Origin of the sequence: Microbulbifer sp. CAU 1566 (assembly GCF_023156515.1) — a bacterium.
GTDB lineage: Bacteria > Pseudomonadota > Gammaproteobacteria > Pseudomonadales > Cellvibrionaceae > Microbulbifer.
In genome coordinates this window covers 401,320-413,838 of the sequence record NZ_JALNMG010000004.1, presented here as the reverse complement: position 1 = coordinate 413,838, position 12,519 = coordinate 401,320, and the positions used below count along the sequence as shown (strand labels likewise).

Below are 12,519 nucleotides of genomic sequence, written 5' to 3'. Positions count from 1 at the left end.
TTTCTATCCCTCTCGCTCGGAGTCGGTATTTTTGTTGTTCGCTTGTTTGGCAATTCTTTCCGTGACATCAAACAGCGTGTAGGAAAGCGTAATGGTGTTGACGCCGACGGGCAGGTCCGGGTCGACGATAAAACGCAGACCCAGTTCAGCCGTTTCACCGGCGGCGAGTGCCTGCTGGTTGAAGCAGAAACACTCGGTTTTATGGAAATAGTTGGCGGCCTTGAACGGCACCAGGCTGGGAATCGCCTGGCCGATCATGTCGCGGTCGGTGGGGTTTCGCGCATGGAAAACGGTATCCACCGCCTCCCCCGGGTGTACACGGATTTCCACCGTGCCGGGCTTGAATTCCCACGGCATATTTTCGTTGTTGCTGGCAACAAACTGCACTTTCACCGTGCGCTCGGTATCCACCGCCGCGGGTACCGCTTCATAGCGGCTACCGGTTTTTCCGTTAAGACCGGTAATCTCGCAGAAGGCATCGTATAGCGGAGGCATGATGAACAACGCAAAGCCGAGCATGCTGACCGCGAGGGTCAGCAGCTTGGCCGTGGTTTTTGCGTTTGCGCTCAGAGACATCGCTTTGCCCTGCCCTGAATTCAGCGCACAACCGGCGGTGTGCTGAAGGTATGATAAGGCGCGGGAGAAGGCACGCTCCACTCCAGCCCTTCCGGATTTTCCCAAACTTCATCGGTGGCTTTTTTGCCACCCCGAACCGTGCGAATCACGTTAAACAGGAACACGATCTGTGCCGCGCCGAACAGGAAGGCGCCCACACTGGCAATCTGGTTGAAGTCGGCAAACTGCAGTGCGTAATCCGGAATACGCCGGGGCATACCGGCGAGACCAACAAAGTGCATCGGGAAGAAAGTCACGTTCAGGCCGACAAACGCCATCCAGAAGTGCACCTTGCCCATGGTCTCGTTGTACATATTCCCCGTCCACTTGGGCAGCCAGTAATAGACACCGGCGGTGATCGAGAAGATGGCACCGGGCACCAGCACATAGTGGAAGTGCGCCACCACAAAGTAGGTATCGTGATACTGGAAGTCCGCTGGGGCGATAGCCAGCATCAGGCCGGAGAAGCCCCCCAGGGTAAACAGGATCACGAAGGCGATGGAGAACAACATCGGGGTCTCAAACGTCATCGAGCCCCGGAACATGGTGGTCACCCAGTTGAACACCTTCACCCCGGTGGGGACCGCGATCAGCATGGTGGCGTACATGAAGAACAGCTCACCAGCAATGGGCATACCCACAGTGAACATGTGGTGCGCCCATACAATAAAGCTGAGGAAGGCAATGGACGCGGTGGCATACACCATGGAGCTGTAACCGAACAGCGGCTTACGCGCGAAGGTGGGGATGATCGCCGACACAATACCGAACGCCGGCAGGATCATGATGTACACCTCGGGGTGGCCGAAGAACCAGAACACATGCTGGAACAGTACCGGGTCACCACCACCAGCAGCGCTGAAGAAGCTGGTACCGAAGTGGATATCCATCAACATCATGGTCACCACGCCCGCGAGCACCGGCATTACCGCGATCAACAGGTAGGCGGTAATCAACCAGGTCCAGACGAAAAGCGGCATCTTCATCAGGGTCATGCCAGGTGCGCGCATGTTCAGGATGGTGGCGACAATATTGATCGCCCCCATGATGGATGACGCACCCATGATATGGATGGCAAAAATAAAGAAGGTCACGCTCGGTGGCGCGTACTCGGTGGACAGCGGAGCATAGAAGGTCCAACCGAAATTAGGCGCTCCACCTTCCATGAACAGGGTGGATGCCAGCATCGCGAAGGCGAACGGCAGAATCCAGAAGCTCCAGTTGTTCATGCGCGGCAGCGCCATATCCGGGGCACCGATCATCATCGGCACCATCCAGTTAGCAAGCCCAACAAACGCGGGCATCACCGCACCAAACACCATGATCAATCCGTGCATGGTGGTCATCTGGTTGAAGAATTCCGGCTGCACTATCTGCAGACCGGGCTGGAAAAGTTCAGCGCGAATTACCAGCGCCATACAACCGCCAAGCAGGAACATCGCAAAACTGAACCACAGGTACATCGAGCCGATGTCTTTGTGGTTAGTGGTGTAGAGCCAGCGGGTAAAACCGGGTTTCGGACCGTGTGCCATATCTAAACTCCTCTCGGCTCCTGCTTACTTATTCTTGAAATTGAGAATGTCGATGGGCTGTACGGTGTCACCCATATTGTTGCCGAAGGCACTGCGCTGATAAGTGATGACCGCGGCGATATCCACCTCGCTCAGCTGTGCGCCGAAGGCCTGCATCGCGGGGTTTTTCGGCGAGCCATTCACCACCATGCTCATGTGGCCATCCATTGGGCCCGTGGCAATTTGGGATCCGGCAATGGCCGGGAAGGCGCCAGGCACCCCCTGCCCTTTCGACTGATGACAAGCAACACAGGTACTGTTGTAAACCTTTTCACCACGCGCGTAGAGCTCGTCGAAAGTGAAGGTTTTATTGGTCAGCTCTTTGATGCGAGCGGCATCGGCGGCGCGCCCATTCAGCCAGGAGTGATATTCATCTTCCGGCACAGCCTTGACCACAATCGGCATAAAGCCGTGATCCTTGCCGCACAGCTCGGCGCACTGGCCACGGTAAATACCGGGCTCGTCGATACGGGTCCAGGATTCGTTGACAAAGCCGGGGATCGCATCCTTCTTCACCGCCAGGTCAGGGACCCACCAAGCGTGGATCACATCGTTGGCAGTGATCAGGAAGCGGATTTTTTTATTCACCGGCACGACCAGTGGCTCGTCCACTTCCAGCAGGTAGTGTTCACTTTTCGGTTGCTGGTTTTGAATTTGCGATTGCGGGGTAGAAAGATTGGAGAAGAAGGAGACATCGGAACCCAGGTAGTCGTATTTCCACTTCCACTGGTAGCCGGTGATCATGATGTCGAGATCGGCTTCCTTGGTGTCGTAGATATCGTAGAGGGTTTTGGTGGCGGGGACCGCCATGCCGATGAGGATCAGGGTGGGCACTATGGTCCAGGCCAATTCCACCAGGGTGCTTTCGTGGAACTGTGAGGCCTGATAGCCCTTGCTCTTGCGGTGACGCCACATGCTGTAGAACATCACCCCGAACACCACCACACCGATTGCCACGCAGATCCAGAAAATCAGCATGTGCAGATCGTAAGTGGTACGGGAAACTTCAGTTACCCCCTGGGTCATGTTGACCCCCCAGCGCTCTACTTCCTGCGCACTTGCCGGTTCCACTTTCTCCACCGCCTGTGCCGCTTCCTGAGCGAGGGCACCGGGGGCAAGAATCGTGAGGGTCAGTAAGGCGAACAGCCGTTTTAAGCCCATCAACATCGCCTGCAGATCTCCATGTTTGTTATTCTCGCGAGCCGCTTTCCTGCGGTCACAACACTGCGGCCTTGCGTAAATACCCAAGGGTGTACACACAAAGTTGTACACGGTCGCGGCGCTGCAACCTACAAAATAGCAAAACCCTGTAACAGCGGTTGGCTGTTTGCGGATAACTGGAGATAGCCCCGACCTGGAGGCCGGAGAAAAATCCACACATCAATGTGGACATGCTGTAGTAAACCAAGACTACATACACTGCGCGCAGGCCGAGGGAGGCCACAACTGCGCGTACTGCTGTCAGTGCAACTTGTTATTTTTCGCTAAAAGCTTATTTACTTCAGAATGTCGTCGTCCGGAAGGTACAACCAACAACCTGTGTCTTTTTGTCGCATCTACTGCAAGGTCAAAAGGAACACATTGCCAACAAAAAGTCAATTGAACCGCCAACTTACATGAAAGATTCACGGGCACCTTCCGGCTTGGCTTCGGCGGCGCTTTCACGCCGCTTCGCCGCCCCCTATTTACGGGTATGGCACCTCGCCTGGCCGATGATTTTGAGCAACATTACTGTGCCGCTGCTCGGCGCATTGGACACCGCCGTGCTCGGGCATTTACCCACACCGGAATATCTTTCCGGCGTTGCCATTGGCGCCAGTGTCATTTCGATGCTGCTGTGGGCCTTTGGTTTTCTGCGTATGGGTACCACCGGACTAGTGGCAAGAGCGGCCGGAACCGGGGCCAAGTGGCTGTTGCGGGCACTGGGCCTTGCACTAGCCCTGGGGTTACTGCTGCTGTTGCTGGCGTCACCGCTACTGCCAGCCATTGTGCAGTGGATGAATGCCAGCGCTGAGTCCGCGCCCCACGCTCGCGACTATCTGCAAATTCGCCTACTGAGTGCGCCCCTGGCCCTGGCCAACTTCGCCCTGCTGGGATTTTTTATCGGCCGCCAGGACAGCCGCGCCCCCCTGGCGATCCTGGTAAGTGCCAATCTGCTGAATATTCTGCTCGACCTGATTTTGATCCTTGGCCTGGGTATGGGTGCTCGGGGTGCCGCCTGGGCCTCGGTATCCGCTGACCTGTGCAGTTTTGTGCTGGGCTGGAAATTGCTGGGGCTGCGACACCGGGAAACCCGGCGCGAGATGCTGGCGGTACTGACCGCAAAAGACTTCTGGCCATGGCAGCGGGCCGCGCCCTGGATGGAACTGCTGCGGATCAACCGCGACCTGTTTATCCGCACCTGCCTGCTGCTGTTTACCCTGACTTTTTTCACTGCTCAGGGTGCTGCCCAGGGCGATACCGTACTGGCCGCCAATGCCATTTTGCTGCAGTTGCTGATGATGACTTCCTACGCGCTGGACGGCTTTGCCCACGCCACCGAGTCCCTGGTGGGCCGCGCCGTCGGACGCGGTTCCATGGCCCAGTTCACCCGTACCACTACCGCCGCGGGTGTCTGGGCACTGGGCTCGGCCCTGCTGATTACCGTAATACTGCTGCTGGGGAAGAATTGGATATTGCCGCTATTTACCAATATTCCCGCGGTGTTGGCGACGATTGGGGAATATTACCCCTGGCTGTGCGCCCTGCCCCTGGTGGCGGTTTGGAGTTACCAGCTGGACGGGGTATTTATCGGCGCAGGCAAGAGCCGCCAGATGCGTGACACCATGTTCATTGCCACTGTGATGGTGTTTTTACCCTGCTGGTGGTTCAGCCGCCAATATGGCAATACTGGCATCTGGTTCAGCCTTTTTTTGTGGTTTGTCGCACGCTCTGCCGGATTGATGGTCTACTTTTACAACTACACTAAGAACAAATATTGGCTGTAATTGGAGCTACGGTAACGAGTCCTCTTCCAACGTTAAGTAGTCTTGTCCGCACTTCTGGATACCAGCCCGGTTACCGGGTTTAAACGGGGGGTCCGCAGACAAAGAAACGGGGAGGCGGTTTCGCCGTTTTCGTTTTGATGTATGTCTGACCATTACCAACTGATCCAGGAATGCATTGATCGTGCGATTGCCGCGGAGCAGGCGCGCAGCCGCTTTCGACGCTCCCTGCACGACACCCTGCCCAATCTCCATCGCAGTATCCAGCTGCCGCAGCGGGATGCTCCACTGCACATCACCTGTTTTGTGATCCGCTATATCCAGGTCATCCCCGCTTGGTTGCAGCGGCTCGATCGGCTATGCGATGCCGGCGGCCTCGACTTCCACCCGGTGCGGGAACTGATACTGCACAGCTTCAGTGAAATACCCGAGCGTCAACCGCACGAGCACGGCCTGGGCTCGATTCTCGATGAAGCCTACCTGGCCCACCGCACCATGGAGGAAATCAACGACGTGCTGCAGCCGATCTGCGGCACACCGCTACTGCCGATGGACCCGATGGTGGCCAATCTGGTGGTGCGGGAGCTGCTGGGAGAAACGCTGGCCTGCCAGCTAGACGACCTTAGCGATTTACTGATGCGCCGTTTTGAGCCCGCGGAAATGGACCCGGGGCGACTGGTATCCATGATCCTGTACAAGCAGCGCTACGATGACGCGCCGGGAGAATGGCCGGATTTTGCCAACCATATGCAGATAGAACTGCGCATGCCGGCACTGAACCGGCAGGCTGACCTGTCCCACTAACGATTCGGCGCGCAACGCATTATTGCTGCGCTACTGTTGAACTAGCTGTCGCCAGTTGGCGAAGAAATCGACCTCACCCTGAAACAGTGCGCGATTCAGGTCATCCGCCTGCCGGTGCAAATCTTTATTGTAAAAATACAGACTGCCACCGCGCAGGGTGAAGCCTTTGGGATTGTCGGTCAGCAGTTGGTAAAAGGCTTCCTGGCGATCGAGGTATTGCAGCACGCGCCGCTTGGAAAAACGTCCCTTATGGTATTCGTCAAAAATGGAAACCTGTAATTGCTGGGCCGTCAGCGCACGGGCTTCTTCTGAGAGGCCACTGACGGTAAGCAGTCGATCCACATCCGCCTGCAGATCATCCAGATAGCGGTCCGCTGCCTCGGCCGCAATCTTGGTGCGATAAATGGCCCTTTTGCGGCGCTCCTGAAACTGCTCGCTTTTGGCAGTCTCGAGATTCCAGATATCTTTATTCGCCATTTCCGTCAACGGACGGAAAATGGTTTTGTGCTGGCGGTTGCTGTTTACCGTCAGGCGCTCACACACCTCCAGGGCTCCCTGCCAGTCTGCAAAGGGTTTGCCTTCCAATACTGCTTCTGGCAGTGCGGCCACTCGCTGCTTCAACCGCTCCTCTTCCGTCTTCAGCTGCCCGCCGCCCTTGCTCCAGTCGGTACTTTGCAGCGTAAATAGCGACAAAAGTCCCTGGTTCACACAGCGGGTGATCAGGTGCGCGGTCTGCGCCTGCTGCCGCTCGCGCAACTTCTGGAAGTGCTCCAGGCCATAGAGACCGGCGATGGCCAGAACGATCGCCAGTGCGACCAAGGGATACAATTTTTTCAAGGGAAGCCGTCGTTAGGTGGATTATTTTTTATCGGCCGGCGCTGATGGCGGCTGCAGTATTTTTACTGCGGTTTCTTCCACTTCCCTGTCTGCGGTCTGATTCACGCGGGTATCCAGTTCCCGCGGAGAGGCCTGCAACCGTATCTCATCCTTGAAGCCACAGGCCACACATTCGCGATAGTTTTTATCGCCCAGCGTGTAATTGACGATCTTGTCCATCTCGCTGCAGCGGGGACACACTGCGCCGGCGATAAACCGGCGCTTTACGGGTTTTTCAAATTCTTCGCTCATGGGTTACCTCTTTTTAAACCCGCTCATGTCTCGATTATTCGATGCCAGAATGACGCAACAGCGCGTCTATCTGTGGGTCGCGCCCGCGAAATTCTGCGAATAACTCGTGGGCCTCACGACTGCCACCCTGCTCGAGGATTGTCTGTAAAAATTTCTGCCCGGTCGCGGGATCGAAAATGCCGGTTTCCTCAAACAGCGAAAACGCATCGGCCGAAAGCACTTCCGCCCATTTGTAGCTGTAATATCCCGCAGCATAGCCGCCGGCAAAAATATGGCTGAAACTGTTCTGGAAGCGATTATCCGGAGAAACCGGCACCACCGATACCTTTTCGCGCACATCATTGACCAGACGCTGGATTTCTTCGGCATTGGCGCCCTCCGGGCGCGAGTGCAGCAGGAAGTCAAACAGGGCAAATTCCAGCTGGCGCACCGTAAACATGGCGGACTGAAAATTTTTGGCCGCCAGCATTTTATCCAATAATTCCCGGGGTAGTGGCTCTCCGGTTTGATAGTGTCCGGCGATCATCGCCAGCGCCTCCGGCTCCCAACACCAATTCTCCAGAAACTGGCTGGGCAGTTCTACCGCATCCCAGGCAACGCCGTTGATGCCAGACACCGCCGCCACATCCACCTGGGTGAGCATATGATGCAGACCGTGGCCGAATTCATGGAACAGAGTGGTGACCTCGTAATGGGTCAGCAGCGCCGGTGCGTCTTTTGATGGTGATGAAAAGTTACACACCAGGTAGGCGACCGGCAGCTGCAACCCGGCCATGGTCTGGCGGCGCACCCGGGCGTCGTCCATCCAGGCGCCACCGCGCTTTTTCTCGCGCGCATAGGGGTCGAGATAGAAACCGGCAATCGGCTCACCCCCGCGCTTGAGCCAGTAAAAGTGGACATCCGGGTGATAGGTCGACACCGACGTATCCACCTCTGCCGTCACCCCGAACAGTTTTTCCGCCACCGCAAACAAACCGGCGAGCACTTTCGGGTAAGGGAAATAAGGACGCAATTCCTCCTGGCTTACCGCGTAGCGAGACTGCTTGAGTTTCTCCGCTGCCCAGGCCACGTCCCAGGACTGCAGCTTGTCGAGCCCCAGTTCGTCGGCGGCAAAGGCCTCCAGCTCCGCGAACTCCTTGACCGCCGCCGGGCGGGCGCGCTTGGCCAGGTCCCGCAGAAACTTCTCAACCTGCTCCGGATCTTCCGCCATCTTGCTCGCCAGCGAGCGTTCGGCGTAATTCTTCATGCCCAGTAAATGCGCCTGCTCAGCCCGCAGGGCGAGGATCTCCGCCATCACATTGGCGTTATCGAACTCGCCCGCATTGGGGCCCACGTCCGACGCGCGGGTGATAAACGCAAAGTGCATTTTATGCCGCAAGGTACGGCTTTCCGCGTAAGTCATCACCGCCAGGAAGCAGGGGCCATCCAGGGTCAGCAACCAGCCTTCCAGACCCTTGGCTTCGGCGGCGGCTTTGGCGGCCGCCACAGCGGTTTCGGGAACACCAGCCAGCTCGGCGTCGTCGGTGATGTTCAGGGTCCAGGCATTGGTGGCGTCCAGCACATGGTTGGCGAACTGGCTTTTCAGCTCTGCCAGGCGCTTGCTGATGGCGGCATAGCGTTCGCGCTTTTCGCCTTCCAGGCTGACGCCACCCAGATGCATATCCCGCAACCCGTGACGCACCGCCTGCCTGCGCGGCTGAGGCCAAGCGGCGAAGTCCGGCGACTTGGCCAAGGCGCGAAGCACCCGATACAACCCCGGGTCCTGCCCGACTTCGGTCCAGTACTCGGTCACCTTGGCCAGGCTGGCCTCATAGGGCGTACGCCATTCGCCGCTCAACACACTGTTCAGGTGCGAGACCGGTGAAAACGCCTTGCTCAACTGATCCTGAGCCTCTTCCAGGGGCGCCAGGGTGGTTTCCCAGGTCGGGCTATCACCGGCCTCTTCCAGTGCCTTTCTCAGCTGTTCGCGACAATTGGCGACCAGTTCATCAATGGCCGGCTCGGCGTGCTCCGGCTTGATGGTGTCAAATGGGGGCAGCAGCGGTGCACTCAGAAGCGGGTTGCTGGAGGAGGTGTCAGACATCGGAGTTCCTTGTCACAGTTCGGTGTCACTGGGCGGCCGGGATTTCCACGCCGCTGGCACAGACGGGTTAAACTATCGCGATCTATTTTAGTGGATTGCCCAAGCGGAGGTCAGCCTTGTCCAAATCCGACTTACCCCAGAACAGCCAACCCGAGAACACCCACCCCGAGCACACCCTGCGCGAACACCGGGGCCACAGCCCGAAACTTGGTGAGCGGGTATTTATCGACCCGCAAAGTACCGTTATCGGCGATGTAGAACTAGGCGACGACTGCTCGGTGTGGCCGATGACGGTCATCCGCGGCGATATGCACCGGGTACGTATCGGCGCCCGTACCAGTGTGCAGGATGGCTCGGTACTACATATCACTCACGCCAGCGACTTTAACGAGGGCGGCTGGCCGCTGACCATCGGTGAAGACGTCACCATCGGACACAAGGCCTGCCTGCACGGCTGCACCGTAGGCAGCCGCGTATTGATCGGTATTGGCGCCATCGTACTGGATGGCGCCGTGATCGAGGATGAAGTGGTACTCGCCGCCGGCGCCCTGGTGCCGCCGGGCAAGCGCCTGGAAAGTGGCTTCCTGTACGTGGGGTCGCCGGCGAAAAAGGCGCGCCCGCTGTCGGAAAAAGAGAAGCGATTCTTTACCTACACCGCGGGAAATTACGTGAAGCTCAAGAACGAATACCTGGCAAACGGCTAGAGCAGCAGTAGGCAGAGAATACTCAAATGGCGCACCAAAACACCGCGCAATCACTTCATCGAATGGCCCGCTTTAACGTCCTTTACTGCGGGCTTATTTGTTAAAATTTCCAACCTGTTTTCAAAACCGTTTTTTCCGAAAAAAGCGATGGAAATCATTTCTGGAAATCTGTGCATTCAGAGCACGAACACACTGCATATTATCGATGAAAACCACAGGCACTAATCCCGACCTGACCCACTGGCATCAGTGTGTTGCCAATCTGCTAGATTGCGAGACAGATTCACAGCGTATCTACGAATTACTGCGCGGCGCCGAACTTTTGGTGCAGGGAAACAGCAGTATGGCGATTCTCTACCCCGCCGATGCTGCCCCGGAGGTTACCCACCATCGTCTGCTGGCCAATGAGCAACACAGTATTCAGGTGGATCGATATGTGGAGGGGGCTTATCTGTTCGACCCTTTCTATCGCGCGGCGATGGATGATAAGAAGGAAGGTTTCTTTTTGCTGCGCGAAGTAGCGCCGGATGCGTTTGGCCAGACCGAGTACTTCCGCCGCTATTATCGCGAAGCCAACCTGGGTGATGAGGCCTGCTACCTGATGCGCGGCAAAGAAGGAATTATTGCCAGCCTGTCCATCGGACGCGCTTCCGATCTCGGCAATGGTCGCTTTTCCGCGAACGAAATTGCGCTGCTTCGCTCACTGTTACCGCTGGTGGAAAATATTCTGCGCAAGTGGATACGCAATCACAGCCGCAGCGAAAGCCAGAGTGAATCGTTTGGCAAACGCCTTGAAAGCGCACTGGAAAATTTCGGCAGCTCACTTCTGACCAATCGGGAATGTGAAGTACTGCATATGACCATGCGTGGACACTCGATCAAGTCCATGGCGGAAAAGCTCGATGCCAGCGTGGACACCATCAAAACCCACCGCAAGCATATTTACTCCAAACTCGACGTCACTTCCCAGTCCGAGTTGTTCTACCTGTTTATCAGCGCCCTGCGCCACCATTCGGGAAGCGATCCCGATCCATTGACCAGCCTCGAAAAATAAAAAAGCCCGCGCATAGCCACTTCTAAAAAGTCACTTCTAAAAAGTCACTTCTAAATAACGACTCCTACGAGGTAGACGTTGCAGTGACAGCGCGGGCAAGATTCCACAACACGGAAATCAAACAACAAGAACTAAACTATTTCTGGGTGATGGGGAAACCCATCTTCTCCACCATACGTACCCAGGGAATGCGCCAACCGCGTTTTTCGTCCAGGGTATCCAGCGCATACATGGTGATCTTTGCACCGACCCACCGAAAAGGTTCCGGCGGAATATACGCCGGCTGCGAGCAGGCAAAATTCAGTGACCGTTCCGGGACTTTTTTATCGTCCAGGATTGCAAGGCCAACCCGCGCGCCGAAACGTGTCGCAGTCACACCGAATCCGGAATAGCCACCGGCATACAGCATTTTGCCGCCGTGATAGTGCTGGTAGTGCACCGCCATACGCGTGGTCAGTGCAATCGGGCCACTCCAGGCGTGACTGAACTGAATGCCGCGCAGTGACGGAAAGGTGCGGTAAAAATTATCCACCAGACGCACATAAGGTTCCGGTGCCTTATCGTCTTCCGGGTCGGTATTGTTGCCGAAAAAGTAGTCCAGGCGACCACCGAACAGGATGCGATTGTCCGCGGTCAGGCGCATGTAATTCAGCTGGGTGCGGGTATCGTAAATACCCTGGCGATTTTTCCAGCCGATGCTTGCCAGCTGCTCTTCGCTCAGTGGTTCAGTCACCACAATGCGGTCGCGGATCGCCGCAACGCGATTGCGAATTTTTTTATTGCCGGAGGCAAACGCATTGGTCGCGAGCAACACTTTGTTCGCCTGCACACGGCCTTTCGGTGTTTTTACCAACACGCCCTTTCTGTTTTTCGCGTTGCTGAGCATGGGCGTGTTTTCGTAAATCTGTACACCCAGTTCCATTGCCACTTTTTTCAGGCCCCAGGCGAGTTTCGCTGGGTGCACGGTGCCGCTGCGTTGTTTCGACCAGAGGCCGCCATTGAACAACGGCGACTTCACTTCCTGCTGGACAGCGTCTTTGTCCAATAGGTGTGCATCGTGGCCATAGTGGCGGTACAGCTCGTATTCCTTTTCGATATCCTCGATACCCTCGTCACCGACAGCAACGGTGAGTTCACCACCCCACTCCAGGTCGCACTCGATACCGTAGCGCTCGATCGTTTCGCGGAAGCCGTCCAGGTTTTCCTTACCCAATTGCTCCAGGGTATCCATGTCTTCGGGAAACAGACGCTGCGCATTGGCCAGCCCGTGCATCACCGAAGTGGACAGGATCGCCGCCGGACGTCCGGAGGCGCCGATGGCGATGCTGTTGGCTTCAATCAGCACAACATCGCGCTCGGGATTGGCTTCCTTGGCCTGGACCGCGGCCCAGAGACCGGTAAAGCCACCGCCGACAATCAGCAGGTCGCATTCCAGGGGACGCTGCAGCGCGGGCTCGTCACCCGGGCGCTGCGGCGCATCCAGCCAGTAGGGAAAGAAGGTCGTTTTTTGTAGTGCGTCCAGGGCGTCAGCCCTGGTCTGTGGGTCACACATAATTACCTCTTCATCATCGCGTTA

Annotated in this window: 11 protein-coding genes; 4 read left to right on the top strand and 7 right to left on the bottom strand. The window is 56.8% G+C overall.

All coding sequences use genetic code 11. The features are described 5' to 3' along the window. Positions 1-3: 3 nt before the first annotated feature. The 3 genes from M0G74_RS12600 to coxB are packed head-to-tail and all read right to left on the bottom strand — an operon-like array spanning position 4 to position 3,353. Positions 4-576: a cytochrome c oxidase assembly protein gene (locus tag M0G74_RS12600; RefSeq protein ID WP_248217512.1), complete on the bottom strand. Its 573-nt coding sequence runs from the start codon at positions 574-576 to the stop codon at positions 4-6. A gap of 20 nt (positions 577-596) precedes the next feature. Then, positions 597-2,147 (bottom strand): cytochrome c oxidase subunit I, encoded by a 1,551-nt coding sequence (gene ctaD / locus M0G74_RS12595; protein ID WP_160151825.1) that lies wholly within the window; start codon positions 2,145-2,147, stop codon positions 597-599. Positions 2,148-2,171: 24 nt separating this feature from the next. After that, a complete protein-coding gene (gene coxB, locus M0G74_RS12590; RefSeq protein ID WP_248217503.1) occupies positions 2,172-3,353 on the bottom strand; it encodes a cytochrome c oxidase subunit II in 1,182 nt (393 codons plus the stop codon). Positions 3,354-3,802: 449 nt separating this feature from the next. Here coxB and M0G74_RS12585 point away from each other — a divergent pair, with 449 nt between their 5' ends. Then, positions 3,803-5,173, top strand: a complete 1,371-nt coding sequence (locus M0G74_RS12585; protein WP_248217501.1) for an MATE family efflux transporter — start codon at positions 3,803-3,805, stop codon at positions 5,171-5,173. A 141-nt stretch (positions 5,174-5,314) separates the two neighbouring features. After that, entirely contained in the window at positions 5,315-5,974 is a 660-nt protein-coding gene (locus M0G74_RS12580; RefSeq protein WP_248217498.1) for a hypothetical protein, read from the top strand. 30 nt (positions 5,975-6,004) lie between these two features. Here the strand turns inward: M0G74_RS12580 and M0G74_RS12575 are convergent, their stop codons facing one another. The 3 genes from M0G74_RS12575 to M0G74_RS12565 are packed head-to-tail and all read right to left on the bottom strand — an operon-like array spanning position 6,005 to position 9,185. After that, on the bottom strand, positions 6,005-6,811 hold the full coding sequence (locus M0G74_RS12575) for a hypothetical protein (protein WP_248217496.1): 807 nt from the start codon (positions 6,809-6,811) through the stop codon (positions 6,005-6,007). A 21-nt stretch (positions 6,812-6,832) separates the two neighbouring features. Then, on the bottom strand, positions 6,833-7,102 hold the full coding sequence (locus tag M0G74_RS12570; protein WP_248217494.1) for a YheV family putative zinc ribbon protein: 270 nt from the start codon (positions 7,100-7,102) through the stop codon (positions 6,833-6,835). Positions 7,103-7,136: 34 nt separating this feature from the next. Further along, a complete protein-coding gene (locus M0G74_RS12565) occupies positions 7,137-9,185 on the bottom strand; it encodes a M3 family metallopeptidase (protein WP_248217492.1) in 2,049 nt (682 codons plus the stop codon). Between the two features lie 176 nt (positions 9,186-9,361). Here M0G74_RS12565 and M0G74_RS12560 point away from each other — a divergent pair, with 176 nt between their 5' ends. Beyond that, positions 9,362-9,889, top strand: a complete 528-nt coding sequence (locus tag M0G74_RS12560) for a gamma carbonic anhydrase family protein (RefSeq protein ID WP_248217672.1) — start codon at positions 9,362-9,364, stop codon at positions 9,887-9,889. A gap of 205 nt (positions 9,890-10,094) precedes the next feature. Next, the gene (locus M0G74_RS12555) at positions 10,095-10,943 is read left to right on the top strand and encodes a helix-turn-helix transcriptional regulator (protein WP_248217489.1); all 849 of its coding nucleotides are present in this window, start codon (positions 10,095-10,097) and stop codon (positions 10,941-10,943) included. 136 nt (positions 10,944-11,079) lie between these two features. On the opposite strand, the gene M0G74_RS12550 is transcribed toward M0G74_RS12555, so the two are convergent. Next, complete coding sequence (locus tag M0G74_RS12550; protein WP_248217488.1) at positions 11,080-12,495, bottom strand: FAD-dependent oxidoreductase; 1,416 nt, start codon at positions 12,493-12,495, stop codon at positions 11,080-11,082. Positions 12,496-12,519: the final 24 nt, after the last annotated feature.

Bases quoted from the DNA above. Each gene is read 5' to 3' on its own strand.
- M0G74_RS12600 (WP_248217512.1), bottom strand. From the start codon at position 576: ATGTCTCTGAGCGCAAACGCAAAAACCACGGCCAAGCTGCTGACCCTC.
- ctaD (WP_160151825.1), bottom strand. From the start codon at position 2,147: ATGGCACACGGTCCGAAACCCGGTTTTACCCGCTGGCTCTACACCACT.
- coxB (WP_248217503.1), bottom strand. From the start codon at position 3,353: ATGTTGATGGGCTTAAAACGGCTGTTCGCCTTACTGACCCTCACGATT.
- M0G74_RS12585 (WP_248217501.1), top strand. From the start codon at position 3,803: ATGAAAGATTCACGGGCACCTTCCGGCTTGGCTTCGGCGGCGCTTTCA.
- M0G74_RS12580 (WP_248217498.1), top strand. From the start codon at position 5,315: ATGTCTGACCATTACCAACTGATCCAGGAATGCATTGATCGTGCGATT.
- M0G74_RS12570 (WP_248217494.1), bottom strand. From the start codon at position 7,102: ATGAGCGAAGAATTTGAAAAACCCGTAAAGCGCCGGTTTATCGCCGGC.
- M0G74_RS12565 (WP_248217492.1), bottom strand. From the start codon at position 9,185: ATGTCTGACACCTCCTCCAGCAACCCGCTTCTGAGTGCACCGCTGCTG.
- M0G74_RS12555 (WP_248217489.1), top strand. From the start codon at position 10,095: ATGAAAACCACAGGCACTAATCCCGACCTGACCCACTGGCATCAGTGT.
- M0G74_RS12550 (WP_248217488.1), bottom strand. From the start codon at position 12,495: ATGTGTGACCCACAGACCAGGGCTGACGCCCTGGACGCACTACAAAAA.